24 protein-coding genes are annotated in these 19,824 nt (G+C 64.2%); 10 read left to right on the plus strand and 14 right to left on the minus strand.

Annotated features, from left to right (window positions below; translation table 11 throughout):
• Positions 1–134 precede the first annotated feature (134 nt).
• The 4 genes from FGD77_RS20735 to FGD77_RS20750 are packed head-to-tail and all read right to left on the minus strand — an operon-like array spanning position 135 to position 4,414.
• A complete protein-coding gene (locus FGD77_RS20735; protein ID WP_255013456.1) occupies positions 135–1,295 on the minus strand; it encodes an acyl-CoA dehydrogenase family protein in 1,161 nt (386 codons plus the stop codon).
• A complete protein-coding gene (locus FGD77_RS20740; RefSeq protein ID WP_255013458.1) occupies positions 1,292–2,713 on the minus strand; it encodes a carnitine 3-dehydrogenase in 1,422 nt (473 codons plus the stop codon). The genes FGD77_RS20735 and FGD77_RS20740 overlap by 4 nt, the downstream gene beginning before the upstream one ends.
• A gap of 24 nt (positions 2,714–2,737) precedes the next feature.
• The gene (locus FGD77_RS20745; protein ID WP_255013460.1) at positions 2,738–3,502 is read right to left on the minus strand and encodes an SDR family oxidoreductase; all 765 of its coding nucleotides are present in this window, start codon (positions 3,500–3,502) and stop codon (positions 2,738–2,740) included.
• The gene (locus FGD77_RS20750) at positions 3,503–4,414 is read right to left on the minus strand and encodes a 3-keto-5-aminohexanoate cleavage protein (protein WP_255013462.1); all 912 of its coding nucleotides are present in this window, start codon (positions 4,412–4,414) and stop codon (positions 3,503–3,505) included.
• A gap of 88 nt (positions 4,415–4,502) precedes the next feature.
• Here FGD77_RS20750 and FGD77_RS20755 point away from each other — a divergent pair, with 88 nt between their 5' ends.
• Positions 4,503–5,444 (plus strand): GlxA family transcriptional regulator, encoded by a 942-nt coding sequence (locus FGD77_RS20755; protein ID WP_255013465.1) that lies wholly within the window; start codon positions 4,503–4,505, stop codon positions 5,442–5,444.
• A gap of 67 nt (positions 5,445–5,511) precedes the next feature.
• On the plus strand, positions 5,512–5,775 hold the full coding sequence (locus FGD77_RS20760; protein WP_255013467.1) for a hypothetical protein: 264 nt from the start codon (positions 5,512–5,514) through the stop codon (positions 5,773–5,775).
• Between the two features lie 257 nt (positions 5,776–6,032).
• On the opposite strand, the gene FGD77_RS20765 is transcribed toward FGD77_RS20760, so the two are convergent.
• The 5 genes from FGD77_RS20765 to FGD77_RS20785 all read right to left on the minus strand — a co-directional run bounded on the left by FGD77_RS20765 (position 6,033) and on the right by FGD77_RS20785 (position 8,873).
• Positions 6,033–6,371: a tRNA-binding protein gene (locus FGD77_RS20765; protein WP_255013470.1), complete on the minus strand. Its 339-nt coding sequence runs from the start codon at positions 6,369–6,371 to the stop codon at positions 6,033–6,035.
• Complete coding sequence (gene proC / locus FGD77_RS20770) at positions 6,364–7,182, minus strand: pyrroline-5-carboxylate reductase (RefSeq protein ID WP_255013473.1); 819 nt, start codon at positions 7,180–7,182, stop codon at positions 6,364–6,366. Before proC ends, FGD77_RS20765 begins: the two co-directional genes overlap by 8 nt.
• A 43-nt stretch (positions 7,183–7,225) precedes the next feature.
• Positions 7,226–7,726, minus strand: coding sequence for a YbjN domain-containing protein (locus FGD77_RS20775; protein ID WP_255013475.1), 501 nt, complete (start codon positions 7,724–7,726; stop codon positions 7,226–7,228).
• Between the two features lie 253 nt (positions 7,727–7,979).
• Positions 7,980–8,225 carry a hypothetical protein gene (locus FGD77_RS20780; RefSeq protein WP_255013479.1) on the minus strand — a complete coding sequence of 82 codons (246 nt, stop codon included), beginning with the start codon at positions 8,223–8,225 and terminating at the stop codon, positions 7,980–7,982.
• A 393-nt stretch (positions 8,226–8,618) separates the two neighbouring features.
• Entirely contained in the window at positions 8,619–8,873 is a 255-nt protein-coding gene (locus FGD77_RS20785; RefSeq protein ID WP_255013481.1) for an accessory factor UbiK family protein, read from the minus strand.
• Positions 8,874–8,996: 123 nt separating this feature from the next.
• Between FGD77_RS20785 and lgt the strand changes: the two genes are divergently transcribed.
• The 3 genes from lgt to pgeF are packed head-to-tail and all read left to right on the plus strand — an operon-like array spanning position 8,997 to position 11,709.
• The gene (gene lgt / locus FGD77_RS20790) at positions 8,997–9,884 is read left to right on the plus strand and encodes a prolipoprotein diacylglyceryl transferase (protein WP_255013484.1); all 888 of its coding nucleotides are present in this window, start codon (positions 8,997–8,999) and stop codon (positions 9,882–9,884) included.
• The gene (locus tag FGD77_RS20795) at positions 9,881–10,945 is read left to right on the plus strand and encodes a class I SAM-dependent methyltransferase (RefSeq protein WP_255013487.1); all 1,065 of its coding nucleotides are present in this window, start codon (positions 9,881–9,883) and stop codon (positions 10,943–10,945) included. The genes lgt and FGD77_RS20795 overlap by 4 nt, the downstream gene beginning before the upstream one ends.
• Positions 10,942–11,709 (plus strand): peptidoglycan editing factor PgeF, encoded by a 768-nt coding sequence (gene pgeF, locus FGD77_RS20800; protein ID WP_255013489.1) that lies wholly within the window; start codon positions 10,942–10,944, stop codon positions 11,707–11,709. The genes FGD77_RS20795 and pgeF overlap by 4 nt, the downstream gene beginning before the upstream one ends.
• Before the next feature lie 12 nt (positions 11,710–11,721).
• Here the strand turns inward: pgeF and FGD77_RS20805 are convergent, their stop codons facing one another.
• A complete protein-coding gene (locus tag FGD77_RS20805) occupies positions 11,722–12,222 on the minus strand; it encodes an Lrp/AsnC family transcriptional regulator (protein WP_255013493.1) in 501 nt (166 codons plus the stop codon).
• 202 nt (positions 12,223–12,424) lie between these two features.
• Here FGD77_RS20805 and trxB point away from each other — a divergent pair, with 202 nt between their 5' ends.
• Together trxB and FGD77_RS20815 are read left to right on the plus strand one after the other, a co-directional pair.
• A complete protein-coding gene (trxB, locus tag FGD77_RS20810) occupies positions 12,425–13,429 on the plus strand; it encodes a thioredoxin-disulfide reductase (protein WP_255013496.1) in 1,005 nt (334 codons plus the stop codon).
• Positions 13,419–13,745: a ribonuclease E inhibitor RraB gene (locus FGD77_RS20815; protein WP_255013498.1), complete on the plus strand. Its 327-nt coding sequence runs from the start codon at positions 13,419–13,421 to the stop codon at positions 13,743–13,745. Before trxB ends, FGD77_RS20815 begins: the two co-directional genes overlap by 11 nt.
• Positions 13,746–13,817: 72 nt before the next feature.
• On the opposite strand, the gene FGD77_RS20820 is transcribed toward FGD77_RS20815, so the two are convergent.
• From FGD77_RS20820 to FGD77_RS20830, 3 genes are all read right to left on the minus strand, one after another.
• Positions 13,818–14,684: a glycosyltransferase family 10 domain-containing protein gene (locus FGD77_RS20820; protein WP_255013500.1), complete on the minus strand. Its 867-nt coding sequence runs from the start codon at positions 14,682–14,684 to the stop codon at positions 13,818–13,820.
• Positions 14,685–14,820: 136 nt separating this feature from the next.
• Entirely contained in the window at positions 14,821–15,048 is a 228-nt protein-coding gene (locus FGD77_RS20825) for a DUF1150 family protein (RefSeq protein WP_255013503.1), read from the minus strand.
• Positions 15,049–15,066: 18 nt separating this feature from the next.
• A complete protein-coding gene (locus tag FGD77_RS20830) occupies positions 15,067–15,486 on the minus strand; it encodes an Hsp20 family protein (RefSeq protein WP_255013506.1) in 420 nt (139 codons plus the stop codon).
• Between the two features lie 170 nt (positions 15,487–15,656).
• Between FGD77_RS20830 and FGD77_RS20835 the strand changes: the two genes are divergently transcribed.
• From FGD77_RS20835 to FGD77_RS20845, 3 genes are all read left to right on the plus strand, one after another.
• The gene (locus FGD77_RS20835; RefSeq protein WP_255013520.1) at positions 15,657–15,881 is read left to right on the plus strand and encodes a YdcH family protein; all 225 of its coding nucleotides are present in this window, start codon (positions 15,657–15,659) and stop codon (positions 15,879–15,881) included.
• A gap of 96 nt (positions 15,882–15,977) precedes the next feature.
• Entirely contained in the window at positions 15,978–16,466 is a 489-nt protein-coding gene (gene purE, locus FGD77_RS20840) for a 5-(carboxyamino)imidazole ribonucleotide mutase (protein WP_255013523.1), read from the plus strand.
• A complete protein-coding gene (locus tag FGD77_RS20845; RefSeq protein WP_255013526.1) occupies positions 16,459–17,532 on the plus strand; it encodes a 5-(carboxyamino)imidazole ribonucleotide synthase in 1,074 nt (357 codons plus the stop codon). Before purE ends, FGD77_RS20845 begins: the two co-directional genes overlap by 8 nt.
• Here FGD77_RS20845 and rnr read toward each other — a convergent pair.
• Entirely contained in the window at positions 17,529–19,793 is a 2,265-nt protein-coding gene (gene rnr, locus FGD77_RS20850) for a ribonuclease R (protein WP_255013529.1), read from the minus strand. The genes FGD77_RS20845 and rnr overlap by 4 nt on opposite strands.
• Between the last annotated feature and the right edge of the window lie 31 nt (positions 19,794–19,824).

A 19,824-nucleotide genomic window follows, 5' to 3' on the forward strand; every position in this document is an offset into this window, starting at 1 on the left:
GGGACGCCGATGACCGTGCAAGGAGAAAGGGTTTCACCTTTCCGAGGGGGGACGCCGAGCAGGCTCCCCCCGTTTTCTTTTTGCTCCAAATATCCTCGCCGAAGGCAAAAAGTCCTTCTGGAGCCACCTGTGCCTCAGGCGCCCAGGGGCCGCAGCAGATCGCGGCTGATGATGTGGCGCTGAATCTCGGATGTGCCGTCCCAGATCCGCTCGACCCGCGCATCGCGCCAGAACCGCTCGATCGGGAAATCGTCCATCAGCCCCATGCCACCGTAGATTTGCAGCGTGGCGTCGGTGACGCGCGCCAGCATCTCCGAGGCGTAGAGTTTGGCCGAGGCGATTTCGCGGTTCGCGGGCAGGCCCTGATCCAGCCGCCAGGCGGAGGCAAGGGTCAGCCAGTCGGCCGCATCGATTTCGGTGATCATGTCGGCAATCTGGAAGCTGACCCCCTGGTTCTTGCCGATTGGCTGGCCAAACTGCTGGCGCTCGGCCGCATAGCTCAGCGCCAGATCAAAGCAGCGGCGCGCGCGCCCCACAGACATGGTGGCAACGGTGATGCGCGTGGCGTAGAGCCATTCGTTCATCACGGCAAAGCCGCCATCCACCTCGCCCAGCACCTGCGCGTCCGGCAGGCGGCAATTGTCGAAATCCAGGATCATGTTCTTGTAGCCGCGATGGCTGACCGATTTATACCCGTCGCGGATGGTAAAGCCCAGCGTGCCCCGGTCGACGAGGAAGGTCGTGATGCGTTTCTTTGGTCCCCTCGGTGTCTGATCCTCGCCTGTGGCGACGAATACGATGATGAAATCGGCGTGGTCGGCGCCCGAGATGAAATGCTTGGTCCCGTTCAGAACCCAATCGCCGCCGTCACGTTTGGCGTTGCATTTCATGCCGCGCACGTCCGATCCGGCGCCGGGTTCGGTCATGGCCAACGCGTCCATCCGCTCGCCGCGCACGGCGGGAAGCAGGTAGCGTTCGCGTTGCTCCCCCTCGCAGGCCATCAGGATGTTCTGCGGGCGGCCAAAGAAGTGCGACAGCGCCATGGAGCCGCGGCCCAGTTCGCGCTCGACCAGTGCGAATTCCAGATGGCTCAGGCCGGCGCCGCCGACCTCTTCGGGAAAGTTGCAAGCGTAGAACCCCAGATCCAACGTCTTTTGTTTGATCTTTTCGGCCACGTCGGCAGGCACCTCGCCCGTGCGTTCGACCTCGGCCTCATGGGGGTAGATCTCGTTTTCGACAAAGCTGCGCACGGTCGAGACGATCATCTCTTGTTCGTCAGTCAATCCGAAATTCATGGTTTTGCTCCTTCATGGGCGGCAGCCAACGCGGCAATACGGGCAGCGACATCGGGACCGGGCGCGCAGGTGCGGCGCGTCTCAAGGCTGACATGCAGCATGAACTGGTCGCAGGTCGCCAGAACCTCGCCATCGCTGGCGCGCTTCATCTCATGCAGGCAGCGCAGCTTCTTGCCCTGCCCTTCGGTCACGCGAGTGTGGACCTCGACGGCGTCGCCCGCGTGGGTTTCGGCCAGATATTTCGTCGTCGTCTCGACGGTGAAATAGCTGAGTCCGCTTGCGATGTAGGCGTCATCGGCGCCGACGAACGCCATCACCTCTTCGGCGGCATCCGAGAATATCTGGCCGTAGCGCCCCTCGTTCATGTGGCCGTTCACATCCGTCCAGTCGACGGGGATCGTGCGGCGCAGGCTGATCATGGGGCTACCGCCCTCCAGCACCGGACGCAGAGTTTTCTCATGCTCGTTCAGCAGACGGCCCGACGCGTTGCCCTGCTGTTTCAACGCGCGCATCATGGCAATGAGGTTGCCGTCGCGCTTGCGCTCCAGCTGGCGGATGGTGAGGTGGCCGGACTGGTCGTCGGACTGGTCCGCGATCATCTGGGCCAGCTCGTCGGTCAGCTCGGGCACGTCCATCAGCTTGGTCCACGGCCATTTGAGGCAGGGGCCGAACTGGTCGATGAAGTGCTTCATCCCGGCCTCGCCGCCGGCAACGCGGTAGGTCTCGAACAGGCCCATCTGCGCCCAGCGGATGCCAAAGCCATAGCGGATCGCGTTGTCGATTTCTTCGGTCGTGGCGATGCCGTCCTTGACCAGCCACAGCGCCTCGCGCCAGACGGCCTCGAGGAAGCGGTCGGCGATATGGGCGTCGATCTCCTTGCGCACGCGCAAGGGATAAAGGCCGACGGAGGTCAGGATTTCGGCGGCGCGGTCGACGATAGCAGGGTCAGACGAGGGCGTCGCGACGACCTCGATCAGCGGCAGCAGATAAACCGGGTTGAACGGATGGCAGACCATGATCTGACCGGGTCGCGCGGCGCCCTCTTGCAGCTCAGTGGGTTTATAGCCGCTGGTGGACGAGCCGATGACGGCCTCCTCAAGGCAGGCGCCTTGGATCTCGGCGTAGACCTTGTGCTTCATCGCCAACCGCTCGGGCACGCTTTCCTGAATCCAGCCGGCGCCGGTGACGGCCTCGGTCACGGTGTCGTGGAAGGTCAGCGCGCCCTCCGCAGGCATGGCGTAGTCATACAGCATCGGCAGCGCGTGGCGCGCGTTGTCCAGCACTTCGCCGATCTTGCGTTTCGCCTGCGGATCGGGGTCGAAGATGCGCACATCCCAGCCATTCAACAAGAACCGCGCGGCCCATCCGCCGCCGATCACGCCGCCGCCGATGATGGCGGCTGTCATTTTCTTGGTCATAAAACTGTCCGTTGTCATGCGCCCTCAGGGCGCGTTGGTTTCGGTGTGGCCGTCGATCGCGATGATCTGGCCGGACATCTTGGAGGCGGCAGGCGAAGCGAGGAACAGGACAGTGTCGGCCAGATCGTCGACCGTGACCCAGGTGCGCATCGACACGCCTCGCACATACTGATCGCGCACATCCTGCTCGGGGCGGTTGGATGCCTTCGCCTCCATCGCCACGACGCGGTCCATGCGGTCACCCGTCACGGCGCCGGGGCAGATGGCATTGACGCGCACGCCCGCCTCGCCCAGCTCCATCGCCAGCGTTTTGGTGAGACCGACAAGGCCCCATTTCGCCGCCGCATAGGGCGAGCGGTAGGGATGGCCCCATTGGCCCGACGTGGAGGACGTAATGATAATGCAGCCCGATTTCTGCGCCCGCATGATCCGCGCGGCCCAGCGGCACGTCAGGAACGCGCCGTTCAGATTGACCGCAAGGCAGGCCTGCCAATCGTCATAATCCAGATCCTCGATCCGCCCCGCAGGGCCGCCGGTGCCTGCGTTGGCGCAAACAACGTCGATGCCGCCCCATGCCTGCTCGACTTGGCCAAGGAAGCTGTCCATCTGGGCCGCGTCCGCCACGTCAGCCTGCCGCACGATAGCGCCCGGCATTTCAGCGGCGACACGCACCGCCGCATCGCCATCCGCATCGCACAGCGCAACGCGGTCGCCCTGCGCCGTGAACCGCCGCGCAAGGCCCAGACCGATGCCCGAGGCACCCCCTGTAATTAGGACGCGGGCGGCCATTTACTGAGGCGCGCGCTTGGTCAGGCGCAGCTTGTCGCGCACGTCGGCAGGGGTCATTATCCTGGCACCCATACGTTCGATGATCTCGCGGGCGCGGGTGACCAGCTGGTAATTCTCGGCCAGCACGCCGCGATCCAGCATCAAGTTGTCCTCCAGCCCGACACGCACGTTGCCACCCGCCAGAACGGCGGCCGCGACATACGGCATCTGGTCGCGGCCCAGCGAAAACGCGGACCAGTTCCAATCGTCCGGCACGTTGTTGACCATCGCCATGAAGGTATTCAGGTCATTCGGCGCGCCCCACGGCACGCCCATGCACAGCTGCACCAGCGCGTCCTTTTCCAGAACGCCGTCCTTGACCAGCTGCTTGGCATACCAAAGATGGCCGGTGTCGAACGCCTCGATCTCGGGCTTGGTGCCCGCTTCCGTCATCATGCGCCCCATCGCGGTCAGCATGCCGGGGGTGTTGGTCATGACGTAATCGGCTTCGGCAAAGTTCATCGTGCCGCAATCGAGCGTGCAGATCTCGGGCTGGCATTCCAGCACATGGGCCACGCGTTCGCTGGCGCCGACCATGTCCGATGCGTCGTCGTTCAGCGGCAGTGGGTTTTCCGGGTCACCGAATATCATGTCGCCGCCCATGCCGGCCGTCAGGTTCAGCACGACGTCGGTATCGGCCGCGCGGACGCGATCGGTCAGTTCGCGGTACAGCTTCAGATCCCGGCTGGCCTTGCCGGTTTCGGGATCACGCACGTGGCAATGCACGATGGCCGCGCCCGCCTTGGCCGCCGCGATGGCACTGTTCGCGATCTGCTCGGGGCTGCGGGGCACATGCGGGCTGCGGTCCTGCGTGCCACCGCCCCCGGTCACGGCGCAGGTGATGAAGACATCGCGATTCATGGTCAGGGGCATGGGCCATCCTTTCGAAAGGTTGCGTCTGTGGTTACCGCATATGGTAACGCTGGCGCCCCGGTCCATCGTGCAGTATCAGACATAAATGATGCAGAAATGGACAAAACTCCAAGGCCTGCCGACGCGCATCGCCTTTGTGCTTTTCGACCGGTTTTCCAACCTGTGCCTTGCCAACTGTCTGGAGCCGCTGCGCGCCGCCAATATGGTCAGCCGGGCGAGTGTGTTCGACTGGCATATCTACACCATGACGGGCGGCGCCGCGTGCAGTTCCAGCGGGATGCAGGTCCTTCCACATGACGCGCTGGCCGGGCTGGAGCGGTGTGATTATCTCTTTGTTCTGGCCAGTTACGACCACGAGCGCCACGATATGCCCCGCACGCGGCAGGCGCTGCGCACTGCGGCCAAGAAGGCGCGGACGTTGGTCGGCATGGATACCGGGCCGTGGCTGATGGCGTCGGCAGGGCTGCTGGCGGGACGGCGCGCGACGCTGCACTGGGATTTGCAGGACGCCTTTGCCGAGCGGTTTCTGGACGTCGAGACCGAGCGCACCCGCCTGACCCGTGACGGGCCGGTCATCACCTGCGCCGGCGCGATGAGCGCACTGGATCTGATGATGGAGCTGATCGCCCAGCATGCGGGTATGGCGGCGCGTCTGGATGTCGAGGATCAGTTCATGCATGGCAGCGATACCGCGCCAAACGCGCCCCAGCCCGATGCGCTGGTGCGCGGCGCGCTGGCGCAGATGCGCGCGCATGTCGAACGCCCCCTGCCCCTGGGCGCTATCGCGCGGCGGATGGGGTGTCAGCCCCGCACGCTGGACCGGCATTTCCGCCGGGCACTGGGCGCGCCGCCCGGCACCGTCTACCGCCATATGCGCCTGTCCGAGGCGCGCAAACTGCTGGACAGCACGCAGTTGGGAATTGCCGAGATCGCAGTGCGCTGCGGCTATGAATCCCCCGCCGCGCTGGCCCGCGCGATGCGCGTGCGCTATGGTGCGGCGCCCACGTCTCTGCGCTCAACCGGCCGATAGCGCGGGAACTTGCGCAGCACGGCCGCGTTGATGCACCGTAGCCGTCATAGCGCGAAAAGGACATAATATGGACCGCCTCGCCCTCTACGTCACGTGGCTCGGCGCAACAGCCATCGCCGGCGCATTGATTATCGTCAGCTTCACCCTGGGCTATTATTCGGTTTGGGCCATCGCCATATGCATCATCGCAGCGGTGATCATCGCCTACCCCAGCGGCAAGCTGGTATCGAACATGATCAAGCGTTGGGACCCCGCGTGGGACAACCGAAGGAATGCACCCAAACCGGATCTGGATCGAAAACGCAGGGCAGACTCCGACCGGATCGACTAATTTGCGGCACGTCCCGGCAGTTCCTGCCTAAACTCGTCAGGTCGCGCTGCCGCTAACTAACCGCATTCGGCGGCGCTTCGCCCTTGAAAAAGGCGGTCAATTTTTGCACCGCCAGCACCCCCATCGCCTCGCGGACCTCCGGCGCGGAAATGGGGGCAGCAATGTTCGTTATTCTCAGATACCCCGGCGGCAATACAGCCGCCCAACGTCGGAAGCACCCCATCATATAGGCGAGGGCGGCGTCAGGAAAACGCGGCTCAATGCATGCGCCCGCCGATGGGCACATCGCTGTCGGGCGAAAGCAGCACGATCTCGCCATCTGCGTCCGCCACCCCCAGCACCAGCACCTCGGACATGAAGGGACCGATCTGGCGGGGCGGGAAATTGACGACACCCATCACCATGCGGCCTGTCAGCGCCTCGGGCGTGTAATGTGCCGTGATCTGCGCCGACGTCTTGCGCTCGCCGATCTCGGGGCCGAAATCGATCCACATCTTGATCGCGGGCTTGCGCGCCTCGGGGAATGGTTCGGCCCGCGTCACGCGACCGACGCGGATATCAACAGCCATGAAGTCATCAAAGGTGATCTCAGCCATTGCGCAATTCCCGCGACCGGTCTGCGGCGGCGCCGACGGTGCGGCGGATCAAACCCGGCAGGCCGTTTTCGTCGTCCATCAGGACCTCCAGCCCCGCCTGCGTGGTGCCGTTGGGACTGGTGACGTTGACGCGCAGTTGGCTGGGCGTCTCGTCCGCCGCCTCGGCCAGCGCGCCCGCACCCGCGACAGTGGCCTGCGCCAATTGCATCGCCAACTCGGGGCTCAGCCCCTCGGCTTCGCCGGCCTTGGCCATACAGTCGATCATATGGAATACATAGGCCGGGCCAGAGCCCGAGACGCCCGTGACGGCATCCATCTGATCCTCATTTTCCAACCGGACGACCTGCCCCACGGCGCGCAGCAGCATTTCGGCCAGATCCATCTGGCCACTGCTGGCATGTGCGTTGCCGATGATCGCCGTGATGCCCCGGCCCACGGCGGCGGGGGTATTGGGCATGGCGCGGATGATCGGGCTTTGGCCGCCCAGCGCCGCCTCGAACGCGGAAATCGGCGTGCCGGCGGCGACCGAGATGAACAGCGTCGTGCCATTTCCCATCGCCTTGAGGGTTGGCAACGCCTGACCCATCATTTGCGGTTTGACGGCGATCAGAACGATACCGGGCGCGGTCGGCAGATCATCTGAGTTGATGTGAACGCCCGCGCCCTTCAGCCAATCGGACGGCTGCGGGTCGATCACCCAGACGGAACTGGCGGGCAGCCCGCCCGACAGCCACCCTTGCAGCATCGCGCTGCCCATCTTGCCACAACCCAGCAGCAGCAGGCCCTTTTCGGCCACGTAATCCATATCCATAACGCTGTCCCCCTTGCCCGTTCTCAGGTCTGCGGGGGCGAGGTTACGCGCGGCCATACGCCTCTGCAATGGCGACCTGCATCGCATCGCGCGGGGTGCGGTCGCCCCACAGGACCAGCTGGAACGCGGGGTAATACCGCTCGGTGGCCAGAACGGCGGCGGTGATGAGTGCGTTGACCTGCTCGGGCGAGGCGCCCTGCCCGCCGGACATCAGCAAACCATAGCGATAGACCATCAGCTTTTGCTCGGGCCAGTAGTTGAAGGCTCCGGTCCAGCACTGATCGTTGATGTCGTTCAGGATCTCGTACAGCACCGGCAGCTTTTCGCCGGGCGGGTCCATTTCGAACGTGCAGACCATGCGCAGCGTCTCGTCATAGGCGGACCACGCCAGCGTGATCGAGTAGGTGCGCCACTGCCCCTCGACCGCCATGGCGATCTGATCGTCGCCCACGCGGTCGAACTGCCAGTCGTTATGTTCGGCCAGGTTTTCCACGATGTCGATTGGATGCAAGTCGTCTGTCAGGAACTGCTCGGACAATGCCATGTCGTCACCTTTTAGGTTTGATCCTGAGATGGGGATCGTTGACGCCCCCAAGCACTGGATGCCTGCGCTATGGGCTGGGGGTACTCCTCAGCCCATTACCAGATATGGTGCGGCACAGTCGTCTACCTGTAAAGCAATTTGTTGTGGATAACCGCAATAAGTTGTGGATGATATCTGCGAGGGACACTATATTCGGCGTCCCCTGCGACTCGGGGCCCGATTCTGGCGGGAATCGCCGCGTGCAAATGGCGTGTCAGAGCGGCGGATCGTCCCGGCGCGTGTCTGCCGCGCTGAGATAGTCAATGCACGCCGCCATCACGCCCAAATCCTCCAGCACGATCAGATCCTCAACCAGAAGGTCCAGAGTGCGGGTATAGGCGATGATCGCATCGTCACGGGTCAGGCGGTCAGGCGTGTCGCGGATGATCTGCTTGAGCGCCCGCGCCTTGGCCAGCCGATCACGTAACACCTGCACATGCGCCGCCGCCTCAGATGTCATACAACCCCCGACCGCACATCGCGTTCCAGCCGCTTTGGGTATGCAATCCCCTCTGGCCACATATAGCCGCCCGCAAGCACAGCCCATGAGGTATCGCCTTGGCGTAAATGCAATTCAAGATGGTAACCTATGGAATTCGTTAAAATACTTGGTCAGCGTGTTGAAATTCAAACGGCGAGTCAATTAGATTTTTCAATGCAGCATCCACGCATGGCCGGGCTTGGCCTGTGCAAACTCCGCGATATTGGTGATGGGGGATCACCCTGCATGGGCTATGGTGCACCGCGCGCAAGGATGTCGGCACGATGCACAGCCTGCGCGCGATCACGCCGCTGCGTCGGGTGGCGTGGGCCGGGACCGTGTTGCCCGGCCCGCCGGAGACTCCTCAGAGAGCTAGCCCTGCTTGGTCGCGGCGGCCTCCAGCGCGTCAAGCCGGGTTTTCAGCGCTTCATTCTCTTCGCGGGCCTTTTGCGCCATGGCGCGCACGGCATCGAATTCTTCGCGCGTCACGAAGTCGCGGTCAGCCAGCCAGCGGTCGATCATCGACGACATTGCCGTCTCGGCCTCCTGCCGGGCGCCCTGGGCCACGCCCATCGCGTTGGTCATCAATTGCGAGATGTCTTCCATCACCTTGTTGCGGGTCTGCATATATCGCCTCCGGCGTTGCGGTTTCGCTGAAATTATGATCTGGCCCTAATATGGGCGCCCGACGCCCTGATCGCAAGCTGCACATGGTTGACTTCTCCCCCGATGCGCGGCCATGTCTGCGCCATGCAAGCCCTGATCCCATACCCCGATATCTCGCCCGAGATTTTTGCGATTTCCATCTTTGGAATGGAATTCGCGCTGCGCTGGTACGCGCTGGCCTATATCGCGGGGATCGTGCTGGGCTGGCGGATCGTGCTGGGGGCGGTGCGCCGCCCGAATCTGTGGCAACACAAGAAGCCAGCGATGACAGCCAAACAGGTCGAGGATCTGTTGTTCTGGGCGATACTGGCAATCATTCTGGGCGGGCGGCTGGGCTTTGTGCTGTTCTATCAGCCGGGCTATTACATGTCGCATCCGGCACAGATCCTACAGGTCTGGCAGGGCGGCATGTCGTTTCATGGCGGTATGCTGGGCGTGTTGCTTGCCTGCGTTGTTTTCTCGCTGCGCAACAAACTGCGCATCCTGTCCGTCGGCGATCTGCTCTGCATGGCGGCCCCGGTCGGGCTGCTGCTGGGCCGCATCGCCAATTTCGTCAATGGAGAGCTGTGGGGTCGGCCCACCGATCTGCCGTGGGGCGTGGCGTTCCCGGGCGCGGCAGCACAGGATTGCCCCGACGTGATTGGCCTGTGTGCGCGCCATCCGTCTCAGCTTTATGAGGCGCTGCTGGAAGGGCTGATCCTGGGCGCGGTCCTGCTGTGGCTGGGTTATCGGCGCGGCGCGCTGAAGCGGCCGGGCTGGATCACCGGGTGTTTCTTTGTCGGCTATGGCGCGGCGCGGTTCATCGTTGAATTCGTGCGCGAGGCGGATATGCAGTTCATGTCGGAGGGCAATCCGCTGGGCCATGCGGTGCAGATCGGCGCGGGGTACGGCCTGTCCATGGGGCAGCTTTTGTCCCTGCCGATGATCGCCTTCGGCCTGCTGCTTTTGCTGACCCGCCCCAAGGCACCATGACCCCCCTGGAGCGGCTCCTGATCGCGCAGATCCAAGAGAGCGGGCCGATAACGCTGGCCGACTATATGGCGCAGTGCCTGATGCATCCGCAGCACGGCTACTATGCCACGCGCGATCCGCTGGGCGCGGCGGGCGATTTCACGACCGCGCCGGAGATCAGCCAGATGTTCGGCGAACTTTTGGGTCTATGCATCGCGCAGGCGTGGCTGGATCAGGGCGCGCCCAGCCCCTTTGCACTGGCCGAGCTTGGGCCGGGGCGCGGCACGCTGATGGCCGACATTTTGCGCGCCACCGGCACGGTGCCGGGATTTCGCGCCGCCGCACAGGTGCATCTGGTCGAAACATCGCCCACACTGCGCGCCGCGCAGGCCAAGGCGCTGGAGGGCGCCGGTCCCACATGGCATGACACGGTGCAGACGCTGCCCGATCTGCCGCTGTTCCTAATCGCCAATGAATTCTTCGACGCGCTGCCGATCCGGCAGGCGCAGCGTGACGGCGCCCAATGGCGCGAGCGGATGGTGGGCCGGGACGGCGACCGCCTGATCCCCGGCCTCAGCGCGCCAGCCGCCCCGCCACCGCTGGCGCACCGGCTGGAGGATACGCAGGACGGCGACATCGTCGAATTCTCCCCCACCGCCACACATATCATGGCCCATATCGGCGCGCAGATCGCGGAACACGGCGGCGCGGCCCTGATCGTGGATTACGGCGACTGGCGCGCACTGGGCGATACGTTTCAGGCGCTGCGCGCGCATGCACCGGCGGACCCTTACGCCGTCCCCGGCACCGCCGATCTGACCGCGCATGTCGATTTCGAGGCGCTGGCGCTGGCCGCCGCCCCCGCGCGGCACAGCCGCATCACGCCGCAGGGTGTGTTTCTGGAGCGGCTGGGCATCACCCAGCGCGCGCAAAAACTGGCAGGCACGCTCAGCGGCGCGGCGCGCGAGGCGCATGTGGCGGCACATCGGCGCTTGACCCACCCGGCGGAAATGGGAACTCTGTTCAAGGTGATGGGCCTTTATCCCGAAGGCGCCGCACCGCCGCCGGGATTGTCGATGTGACGCTGGAAATTCTGACCGCAGATAGCCTCGCCCCCTTGCGTCATGGGTTTTTTACCCGCCGGGGTGGCGCGTCCTCGGGTATTTTCGCAGGCCTGAATTGCGGGCTGGGGTCATCGGACCAGCAGGAAATCGTCACCATCAACCGCGCCCGCGTCGCAGACGCGCTGAAGGTCAGTCCGGACCATTTGCTGACGGTGCATCAGATCCATTCCGCCACGGCGCTGCCAGTTGACGCGCCCATCGACGTGCCGATCGCGCAGCGCCCCCGCGCGGATGCGCTGGTGACGGCGACTCCGGGCCTTGCGCTGGCAGTGCTGACCGCCGATTGCCAGCCGGTTCTGTTTGCCGATGCGCGCGCGGGCGTGGTAGGCGCGGCCCATGCCGGGTGGCGCGGCGCCCTTGATGGCGTATTGGAGGCAACGGTGGACGCGATGGAGGCACTGGGCGCGGCCCGCGCCAATATCGCTGCCGTCATCGGGCCGTCGATCAGCCAATCAGCCTATGAGGTCAGCATCGATTTCATGGATGCTTTTCTGGCCAATGATCCCGAAAACGCCCGCTTTTTTGCCGAGGGCGCTCCGGGCAAGATGCTGTTCGATCTGCCGGGGTTTGGCGTGGCGCGGTTGCAGTGCGCCGGCGTCGGACGGGCCAAGTGGACGCGCCATTGCACCTATGCGGACGAGGATCGCTTTTACTCCTACCGCCGCGCGACCCACCGGGGCGAGGCTGATTACGGCCGCCAGATCGCCGCCATTCGCCTGTAGTCCGCACAAACCTCAGGCGTCGCGGGCCAGCCGTGCCTCCAGCACGTCGAATGGCACGCCGGGCTGATCCTTGGCGCCTCGAATGACCAGCGCGGTCTTGACGCTGGCGACATTGGCGGCGGCCGTCAGTTCCTCGGTCAGGAACCGCTGAAAGGTGCTGAGATCGGGCGCCACGCATTTCAGGATGAAATCCACCTCACCGTTCAGCATGTGGCACTCGCGCACCAGCGGCCAGTCGCGGCAGCGCGCCTCGAACGCGCTCAGGTCCGCCTCGGCCTGGCTTTGCAGGCCGACATTGGCGAACACCTGCACCTCAAAGCCCAGTTCACGCGGGTCGACATCGGCGTGGTAGCCGCGGATATATCCGGCCTCTTCCAGCGTGCGCACCCGGCGCAGGCAGGGCGGCGCGGAAATACCCACGCGCTTGGCCAGTTCGACATTGGTCATGCGGCCATCTGCCTGTAGCTCGGCCAAAATCTTGCGGTCGATCGGGTCCAGACGGGTCGTCGCCATTGCTCACCTATCCTCGGGAATTTCGCGATTGTTATATCAGCCACGCCGGTCGACGCAATAATCTTTCGCCAAAGCGCAAGATACTTGCGCGGAGTATGCCGAAGACGCCGCGATTGCAAGGCCGAATTGCGGGGGGTTTCGCCGCTGGCCGCCCGGGTCTATATCAGGCGCAGGAATTGCAGACCATCAAGAGGGCAGGCACATGGCCAAGACGAAAAAGACCAAGGTTCTGATCATCGGCTCCGGCCCTGCGGGCTACACCGCCGCCGTCTACGCCAGCCGCGCCATGCTGGAGCCGATCCTGGTTCAGGGGCTTGAACCCGGCGGCCAGCTGACCACCACGACCGAGGTCGAAAACTGGCCCGGCGATACCGAAGTGCAAGGCCCCGACCTGATGATCCGGATGGAGGCGCACGCCAAGGCCGTGGGCACCGAGATCATCGGCGACATCATCAGCAGCATCGATTTCACCAAACGTCCCTATGTCTGCCAGTCCGACAGCGGCACTGAATACGTGGCCGACGCGATCATCCTGTGCACCGGCGCGCGCGCAAAATGGCTGGGCCTGCCCAGCGAGGAGAAGTTCAAGGGCTTCGGCGTATCGGCCTGTGCCACCTGCGACGGGTTCTTCTATCGCGGACAGGAGATCGTCGTCGTCGGCGGCGGCAACACGGCGGTCGAAGAGGCGCTGTTCCTGACCAACTTCGCCTCGAAGGTGACGCTGATCCACCGCCGGGACGAACTGCGCGCCGAGCGTATCCTGATCGACCGGCTGAAAAAGAACCCCAAGATCCACCCGATGTGGTTCCACGAGTTGGACGAGGTCTACGGCACCGATGCGCCCTTGGGGGTCGAAGGCGTCAAGGTGAAGCACACGAAAACCGGCGAGATCACCGACATTCCGGCCAAGGGCGTGTTCATCGCCATCGGCCATTCACCGTCGAACGAGCTGGTCAAGGACGTGCTGGAAACCCACATGGGGGGCTATGTCGTGACCAAACCGGACAGCACGGAAACGTCCCTGCCCGGCATCTTTGCCGCCGGCGATCTGACCGACTACAAATACCGACAGGCCGTCACCAGCGCCGGCATGGGCTGCATGGCCGCGCTGGAAGCCGAGCGCTGGCTGGCCGAGCATGGCATGGCCGAAAACGAAGATGTCGTAGAAGTAGCCCCCGTCGCCGAGGACGCCGCGCATGTCTCATGATTTGGTCGCCCAGCGCGCCGAAACCTACGCTGTCTTTGCGGATATCCAGGCCGAATCCGACCTACCCGATACGGCCGATCTCGACTATGCTTTCGTCGCCCAAGGTGCCGCCGACTGGGAGGCCGCCGAGGCGGCGTTGGCCGAGGCCGGCTTTGACTGCGCCCGCACCCCGGACGAGGATGGCACGGCCTATCTGGCCGTGCGCCTGCCCGATCAGCCTGTCACCGCCATGGCCATCTGGCTGGGCGAAGAGGCCGCGACGCAACTGGTACTGGCGCATGGCTTCCTGCCCGACGGATGGGGGTTTTCCGCGTGATGCCGCACGACGGGTACAAGGTCGTACCCGTCGGCGCCGGGTCTCTGACCTGGCAGGGCGGCTGATCCGGCGTCAGGCCTCGGCCAATACAGCCCTGGCCGCGCGGCCATGCAGATCGCCATATTCTGCCGCCACCTGCTGCATCGCACTCAGGGTCGGCAGCTTTGCGGCATACTCTTCTTCGCAGGCAGCCAACATCGCGGCGCGCAGATCTGCCTCGCTCTCGCAGATGACCATGGCGGAGGTGTCAAAGAAATCACCGATGTTGGGGCAGCCCCAATAGATCGGCACGGTCCGGCATAGAATGGCGTCAATCAGTTTCTCGGTGAAATAGTTCTTGTCGCGCACGTTCTCGATCACGACGGAATAGCGATACGGCGCCAGCCCCTCGGACTTGTCAACGAACGGCTTGTAGCCGCGCCCCATGACGTCCAGATCCAGACCGCTATCCGCAGCCCAGTCCACAACCGCATGACGCAGCACATGCCCCTCCTGCGACCGCTTGCTGGACGCAATCAGCGATGTCATGCGCGTCTTGGTAGTATCCAGATCGCGCCAGCCCGGCACCCATGTGCTGCCAAAAGGAAAGAAGCAGCCGTTGGGAATATCCGCCAGCAGCGCGGCATCATGGCTTAGCACGCGATAAAAACGCCGGTAGGACCGGCGCAGCGCCGCCAGATGCGCCCCGTGAATAACCGCCGGCTCCAGCACCGCAATCGAAACGCGCGCCCGCGTGCCGAAGCCCGGCCGCCAGTGCAGTGTCTTGCGGGGAAAAACGATCAGGTGATCCTGCGGCTCCAGATCCCCCAGTGTCCGGCCCGCGATATCGCCCGGCACGCCCAGCGGCCACATCAGCCGGTCCAACGGTATCGCGCCCGGCCGCAGGCCCAGCTTCATGTCATACGGCAGGATCGCCACCTTGGGCGTGGGTAGGGACATGGATCAACCTTTCATGAACACGCGCCTCTTACACGTAAAAGGCGCGCACCGGCAACAGACCAGCGCGCGCCCCTTGATTTTCATCGTTCTATAAATCCTCACCGGCATCAGCCACAACAATCGCCGACGCCCGCAGTCAATGTACCGTGACGGGATCCAGATCGTGCTGGCGCGCCAGCACAAAGGCCATATTGCGGTCGCTGACCAGCGCCAGACGCTCGCCCTCTTCGCTGTGCACGGCATAAAGCGTTTTCAGCCCGCCCACCTGATTCTGCACATCCTCGGGCAGATCCTCGACAGCGACGGGGCGCACATAGGCGATGCGGTTACCCGGCTCGTGCGGAAACTCGAATTCTGTATCCATGATCGTATCCTTCTGAGGTTACTGGCCGCGTTTGTTGATCTTGATCGTCTGAACGACCGTTTCGGGCAGTGCGCGGGTCAGATCGACATGCAGCAAACCGTTTTCCATGATCGCTGCGCCCACCTCGACCCCATCAGCCAGCACGAAACTGCGCTGAAACTGCCGTCCCGCGATACCGCGATGCAGGAACACCCGCTCGCACAGGTCAGCCGACTGGCGCCCCCGGATCACCAGCTGTCGGTCCTCGACCGTGACCGACAGATCCTCTTCGCCAAAGCCTGCGACGGCCAGCGTAATTCGGTAGGAATTGTCTGATGTCTGTTCGATGTTGAAGGGCGGATACCCTTCGTTTCCGGATTTCGCGCTGCGTTCCAGCAGACGCTCCAACTGGTCGAACCCCAGCATGTAGGGGTGCGCCCCCAGTGTCAGTTTCGTCATGTGCCACGTCCTTGCGTCAAGCGACTGGTCAGATTGTGCACCGTCCCGGTTCGGCAACGGCGCGTTGCAATGAATATGGGCCTTCACCCAATTGGGTACAAGGGCTATGCGGGCGTGCAATTTCAGCATATCCTTCGCACAATATCAGCCGGCCAAGGAATGACACGAAAATGAACGCCTACAGCGAGCTTGAGATGAAGTCGGACGATGTGCTGCGCGTCGAGCTGGAGCAGTTTCGCTGCCAGCACCGCGATCTGGATCACGCGATCGACGCGCTGGACCAGCAGCCGATACGCGATGCGCTGACCGTCAAGCGGCTCAAGCAGCAAAAGCTGCGCCTGAAGGACCGCATCGCCTATATCGAAGACCGCCTGTTGCCCGACATCATCGCCTGAATGCGCGCAACGCTTCCGCGAATTTGCCGCGCATCGGTGCTAGACGCTCCTGCCCCGCGCGCTTATGGTTCGCGCCTGAATTAAGGGGGGCGCATTATGCCGCACATCGAGGTCGGGATCATCATGGGCAGTCAATCCGACTGGCCCACGATGAAGGAAGCCGCTGATATTCTGGACGCGCTGGATGTGCCCTATGAGACGCGCATCGTCTCGGCCCACCGTACGCCGGATCGTCTGTGGACCTACGGGGCCGAGGCCGCGGCGCGCGGGCTCAAGGCGATCATCGCGGGCGCCGGGGGCGCGGCGCATCTGCCGGGCATGATGGCCTCGAAAACCCGCGTGCCGGTGATCGGCGTCCCGGTCCAGACGCGGGCCTTGTCGGGTGTCGACAGCCTGTATTCGATCGTCCAGATGCCCAAGGGCTACCCGGTCGCGACCATGGCCATCGGCGCTGCCGGCGCCGCCAACGCGGGCCTGATGGCCGCCGCGATTCTTGCCAATGGCGATGCGGCCCTCGCGCAGCGGCTGGACGACTGGCGCGCCGCCCTGTCCGCCTCCATCCCCGAGGAGCCCAGCAATGACTGAACCCCTAAAAACCGGCGCCACCATCGGCATCCTTGGCGGCGGCCAACTGGGTCGCATGCTGTCGGTCGCGGCCTCGCGGCTGGGGTTCAAGACCTGTATCTTCGAACCGGGCGAAGGCTGCCCAGCCTCCCATGTCGCAGACCGCCACATCGCCGCGCCCTATGAGGATGCAGAGGCCCTGCGCCGCTTTGCCGAGGCATGCGACGTGATCACCTTCGAGTTCGAGAACATCCCGACCTCGGCGCTGGATATCCTGGAAAAACTGCGCCCCGTTCACCCCAACCGCATGGCGCTGCGCGTCAGTCAGGACCGGCTGGTCGAAAAGGCGTTTCTGAACGATCTGGGCCTGCAAACCGCCCCTTTTGCCGCTGTCGATGACGGTGTCGACATCACCCAGGCGATGGCCGAAATCGGCCTGCCGGCGATCCTGAAAACCCGGCGTTTCGGATATGACGGCAAGGGGCAGGCGCGTATCAGCGATCCCAACGAGGCCGAAGGCGCGCTGGCCGATATGAACGGCGCGCCCAGCATTTACGAGGGCTTTGTCGATTTCAGCCATGAGGTGTCGGTGATCGCCGCGCGCAATGCGGCGGGCGATGTGGCGGCCTTTGATCCGGGCGAAAACGTGCATGAGGGCGGCATCCTGCGCACCACGACGATCCCTGCCCGGCTGTCACCGGCGCAGCGCAGCGATGCGGTGCTGCTGGCAGCCAAGATTCTGAACCAGCTGGATTATGTCGGCGTCATGGGGGTTGAGCTGTTCGTCACTACGGATGGTCTTATCGTCAATGAAATCGCCCCGCGCGTGCATAATTCGGGCCATTGGACACAGAACGGCTGCACCGTCGACCAGTTCGAACAGCACATCCGCGCAGTGGCCGGCTGGCCCTTGGGCGATGGCAAGCGGCACTCGAACGTGGTGATGGAAAACCTGATCGGCGACGACATGGACCGCGTGCCGGATCTGGCCCGCGATGGCGCCTGCGCGCTGCATCTATACGGCAAGGCCGAGGTCAAGCAGGGCCGCAAGATGGGCCATGTCAACCGTGTGACCGGCCCCGCCTAGGATTTCGCGCGGCGCGTCCGCTCGACCTTTTTCTTGGTCTTGCCAGCCTTCTTTTTCGCCGCGCCCAGCTTGCGCTGGGGCGGCTTGCCACGGCCCCGTCCGCGCCCTTGGGGCATATTCTTGCCCTCGACGCTGATCAGATCCAGCGCGATCCCCCCCGTCACCGGCGCGGCCTCGGCCAGCCTGACCGTCACGCTCTGGCCCAGCGTGATGATGCGGCCTGAATCGGACCCCATCAGCGTTGCGGTTGCGGCATCGTAATGGAAATACTCGTGCCCCAGATTGCGCATCGGGATCAGGCCATCGGCGCCGGTTTCATCCAACCGCACAAAGGCGCCGAATTTGGCGATGCCGCTGATGCGCCCGCTGAACTCCTCGCCCACACGCTCGGACAGGAACGCGGCAAGATAGCGGTCATTGGTGTCCCGCTCGGCCATCATCGATCGCCGTTCGGTCTGGGAAATATGCTGCGCGGTCGCGTCCAACTGCTCTGCCTCGCCAACGCCCAGCCCGTCATCGCCCCAGCCATGCGCCGAGATCAGCGCGCGGTGCACGATCAGGTCAGCATAGCGCCGGATGGGCGAGGTGAAATGCGCATAGGCCTTCAGCGCAAGGCCGAAATGGCTGAAATTGGCGGGCGAATAATAGGCCTGCGTCATCGCGCGCAGGGTCGACATGTTGATCTGCTCGGCGTGATCCGTGCCTGCCGCGCCGTGCAGCAGCGCATTGATATGCGACGTCTTCAGCACCTGCCCCTTGGCCAGCACCAGCCCGGCGGCCTCGGCCACCTCGCGCAGCGTGTCCAGCTTTTCCTCGGGCGGTTCTTCGTGGACGCGGTAGAGCAGCGGGGACTTCTTCGCCGCCAGCGTTTCGGCGGCAGCGACATTGGCCAGCACCATGAATTCCTCGATCAGCTTGTGCGCGTCCAGCCGGTCGGTGAAATTGACGCTCAGCACCTTGCCCTCGTCGCTGAGGACGACCTTGCGCTCGGGTAGGTCCAGATCCAGCGGCTGGCGGTTCTTGCGCGCGGTTTTAAGGGCATCGTAGGCGGCATAAAGTGGGGCGATCACATCGTCCATCAGGGGCGCACATTTGTCATTGGGCGCGCCGTCCATCGCCGCCTGCACCTCTTGGTAATTCAGCGACGCGCCCGAGCGCATGATGGCGCGGTGAAACGTCTGGCCGATCTTTTCACCGAACTCATCAACGCGCATCCGCACGGCAAGGCAGGCGCGCGGCACGCCCTCGTGCAGCGAACATAGATCGCCCGACAGCCGGTCGGGCAGCATCGGCACGACGCGGTCCGGGAAATAGCTGGAATTGCCGCGATTGCGCGCCTCGGCGTCCAGCGCGCTGCCGGGCGTCACGTAATGCGCCACGTCCGCGATGGCGACCCAGATCACATGGCCGCCCGCGTTTTTGGGATCGTCATCGGCATGGGCATAGCAGGCGTCATCGTGATCGCGCGCATCCCAAGGGTCGATCGTGACCAGCGGCAGATCGCGCAGATCCTCGCGGCCGTTGAGACCCGCAGGTTTCATCGCGTCAGCCTCGGCGATCATCGCGTCGGGGAAGTCGTCGGGGATGCCGTGCTGGTGAATGGCGATCAGCGACACGGCGCGCGGCGCTGACGGATCGCCAAGGCGGTTCAGAATACGGGCGCGCGGCAGGCCCATGCGGCCCTTGGGGCCGGATTGCTCGGCCTCGACCAGTTCACCATCCTGCGCGCCGCCAGTGGATTTATCGTCGACCATCCATTCCAGCGCCTGCCCCTTGTCGATGGGCATGATGCGCCCGCCCTCGGCGCCCTTTCGAAAGATACCCAGCACTTTCAGAGGGTTGGTGCCGATACGCCGAATCAGCCGCGCCTCGTAATGATGCGCCTCGCCCTTGACCTCTTGCAGTTTGGCAAGGATGCGGTCGCCCGCGCCCAGCGCGGGATCGGAGGCGCGGGGGATCAGCAGGATGGCCGGCTCGGCACCGTCACCCTGCCACTCCAGCGGGCGGGCCATCAGATCGCCGTCAGACGTCGCGCGCATCACTTGCAGCACGCTGACAGGCGGCAGGCGGTCAGGGTCGCGGTAGGTCTTTTTGCGCTTTTCCAGATGGCCCTCTTGCTCAAGCTCCTTGAGGATACGCTTGAGGTCGATCCGTGCGGCCCCCTTGATGGCGAACGCCTTGGCGATGTCGCGCTTGGCGGCAAGGGTGGGATTGTCGGAAATCCACTGAAGGATCTCGGCTTTGCTTGGCATCTGATTCATGGTGCGGTGCCTATCACGCGCGCGGCGCGGC

Origin of the sequence: Roseovarius sp. M141 (genome assembly GCF_024355225.1) — a bacterium.
In the GTDB taxonomy this organism is placed as follows: domain Bacteria; phylum Pseudomonadota; class Alphaproteobacteria; order Rhodobacterales; family Rhodobacteraceae; genus Roseovarius.

What these genes read in the sequence shown, in the direction of transcription:
- FGD77_RS20735 (WP_255013456.1), bottom strand. Translation starts at nt 1,295, where the DNA reads ATGAATTTCGGATTGACTGACGAACAAGAGATGATCGTCTCGACCGTG.
- FGD77_RS20740 (WP_255013458.1), bottom strand. Translation starts at nt 2,713, where the DNA reads ATGACCAAGAAAATGACAGCCGCCATCATCGGCGGCGGCGTGATCGGC.
- FGD77_RS20745 (WP_255013460.1), bottom strand. Translation starts at nt 3,502, where the DNA reads ATGGCCGCCCGCGTCCTAATTACAGGGGGTGCCTCGGGCATCGGTCTG.
- FGD77_RS20750 (WP_255013462.1), bottom strand. Translation starts at nt 4,414, where the DNA reads ATGCCCCTGACCATGAATCGCGATGTCTTCATCACCTGCGCCGTGACC.
- FGD77_RS20755 (WP_255013465.1), top strand. Translation starts at nt 4,503, where the DNA reads ATGCAGAAATGGACAAAACTCCAAGGCCTGCCGACGCGCATCGCCTTT.
- FGD77_RS20760 (WP_255013467.1), top strand. Translation starts at nt 5,512, where the DNA reads ATGGACCGCCTCGCCCTCTACGTCACGTGGCTCGGCGCAACAGCCATC.
- FGD77_RS20765 (WP_255013470.1), bottom strand. Translation starts at nt 6,371, where the DNA reads ATGGCTGAGATCACCTTTGATGACTTCATGGCTGTTGATATCCGCGTC.
- proC (WP_255013473.1), bottom strand. Translation starts at nt 7,182, where the DNA reads ATGGATATGGATTACGTGGCCGAAAAGGGCCTGCTGCTGCTGGGTTGT.
- FGD77_RS20775 (WP_255013475.1), bottom strand. Translation starts at nt 7,726, where the DNA reads ATGGCATTGTCCGAGCAGTTCCTGACAGACGACTTGCATCCAATCGAC.
- FGD77_RS20780 (WP_255013479.1), bottom strand. Translation starts at nt 8,225, where the DNA reads ATGACATCTGAGGCGGCGGCGCATGTGCAGGTGTTACGTGATCGGCTG.
- FGD77_RS20785 (WP_255013481.1), bottom strand. Translation starts at nt 8,873, where the DNA reads ATGCAGACCCGCAACAAGGTGATGGAAGACATCTCGCAATTGATGACC.
- lgt (WP_255013484.1), top strand. Translation starts at nt 8,997, where the DNA reads ATGCAAGCCCTGATCCCATACCCCGATATCTCGCCCGAGATTTTTGCG.
- FGD77_RS20795 (WP_255013487.1), top strand. Translation starts at nt 9,881, where the DNA reads ATGACCCCCCTGGAGCGGCTCCTGATCGCGCAGATCCAAGAGAGCGGG.
- FGD77_RS20805 (WP_255013493.1), bottom strand. Translation starts at nt 12,222, where the DNA reads ATGGCGACGACCCGTCTGGACCCGATCGACCGCAAGATTTTGGCCGAG.
- trxB (WP_255013496.1), top strand. Translation starts at nt 12,425, where the DNA reads ATGGCCAAGACGAAAAAGACCAAGGTTCTGATCATCGGCTCCGGCCCT.
- FGD77_RS20815 (WP_255013498.1), top strand. Translation starts at nt 13,419, where the DNA reads ATGTCTCATGATTTGGTCGCCCAGCGCGCCGAAACCTACGCTGTCTTT.
- FGD77_RS20820 (WP_255013500.1), bottom strand. Translation starts at nt 14,684, where the DNA reads ATGTCCCTACCCACGCCCAAGGTGGCGATCCTGCCGTATGACATGAAG.
- FGD77_RS20825 (WP_255013503.1), bottom strand. Translation starts at nt 15,048, where the DNA reads ATGGATACAGAATTCGAGTTTCCGCACGAGCCGGGTAACCGCATCGCC.
- FGD77_RS20830 (WP_255013506.1), bottom strand. Translation starts at nt 15,486, where the DNA reads ATGACGAAACTGACACTGGGGGCGCACCCCTACATGCTGGGGTTCGAC.
- FGD77_RS20835 (WP_255013520.1), top strand. Translation starts at nt 15,657, where the DNA reads ATGAACGCCTACAGCGAGCTTGAGATGAAGTCGGACGATGTGCTGCGC.
- purE (WP_255013523.1), top strand. Translation starts at nt 15,978, where the DNA reads ATGCCGCACATCGAGGTCGGGATCATCATGGGCAGTCAATCCGACTGG.
- FGD77_RS20845 (WP_255013526.1), top strand. Translation starts at nt 16,459, where the DNA reads ATGACTGAACCCCTAAAAACCGGCGCCACCATCGGCATCCTTGGCGGC.
- rnr (WP_255013529.1), bottom strand. Translation starts at nt 19,793, where the DNA reads ATGAATCAGATGCCAAGCAAAGCCGAGATCCTTCAGTGGATTTCCGAC.